Raw genomic sequence first — 1048 nt, 5'->3', positions numbered from 1 at the left:
CGTCACCTACGGCCACGGTGCCGCGTCGGACGCCGACTGGATCACCGCCGCCGCCGAGTCGATCAGCCGGGCGACGTTGACCACGCTGCTGCTGCCCGGCATCGGCACCATCGACGACCTGAAAGCGGCCCGCGACCTGGGCGTGACCAGCGTCCGGATCGCCACCCACTGCACCGAGGCCGACGTCGCCGCCCAGCACATCGCCTGGGCCCGCGACAACGGCATGGACGTGGCCGGGTTCCTGATGATGGCGCACATGAACACCCCGGCCGGGCTCGCGGCGCAGGCCAAGCTGATGGAGTCGTACGGGGCGCACTGCGTCTACGTCACCGACTCCGGTGGCCGGCTGCTGATGGACGACGTCGCTACGCGGGTCGACGCCTACCGCGAGGTCCTGGACCCGCAAACGCAGATCGGCATTCACGCCCACCACAACCTGTCCCTCGGTGTGGCCAACAGCGTCGTCGCCGTGCGGCACGGCACCACCCGGGTCGACGCCTCCCTGGCCGGGATGGGCGCCGGGGCCGGTAACGCCCCCCTGGAGGTCTTCACCGCCGTGGCGGACCTGCACGGCTGGAAACACGGCTGCGACACCTTCGCGCTGATGGACGCCGCCGAGGACCTGGTCCGCCCGCTGCAGGACCGGCCGGTGCGGGTCGACCGGGAAACCCTGTCGCTCGGCTACGCCGGCGTCTACTCCAGCTTCCTGCGCCACGCCGAACGCGCCGCCGACCGCTACAACCTGGACGTGCGGTCCATCCTGGTCGAACTCGGCCGCCGCAGGATGGTCGGCGGCCAGGAAGACATGATCACCGACGTCGCCCTCGACCTCGTCAACGGAGAGCGCCCGTGACCGCCACCAGCATTGACACCGCCGACCTCGCCGCCCGGCTCGACGAGGCGGCCGTCACCGGCACCCCGATTCCGCAGCTCGCCGACACCCACCGGGTCGACGTCGACGCCGCCTACGCGGTGCAGCAGGCCCTGATCGCCCGCCGCACCGACCGGGGCGAACGCCTCGTCGGCGCCAAGATGGGCCTGACCAGCC

The 1048-nt window shown here is 71.9% G+C and carries 1 protein-coding gene and 1 pseudogene; both read left to right on the top strand.

Features of this window, described 5'->3' with window-relative positions:
- On the top strand, positions 1 to 853 hold an 853-nt coding region (gene dmpG, locus ACFHW1_RS28770), incomplete at its 5' end, for a 4-hydroxy-2-oxovalerate aldolase (RefSeq protein WP_416616722.1).
- Positions 850 to 1048 (top strand): annotated as a pseudogene (locus ACFHW1_RS28765) (4-oxalocrotonate decarboxylase); the annotation flags it as partial. The gene dmpG and the pseudogene ACFHW1_RS28765, both read left to right, overlap by 4 nt.

It is taken from the genome of Micromonospora sp. LOL_014 (assembly GCF_048060245.1).
GTDB lineage: Bacteria > Actinomycetota > Actinomycetes > Mycobacteriales > Micromonosporaceae > Micromonospora_E.
This window is presented reverse-complemented; position numbering and strand designations above follow the sequence as displayed.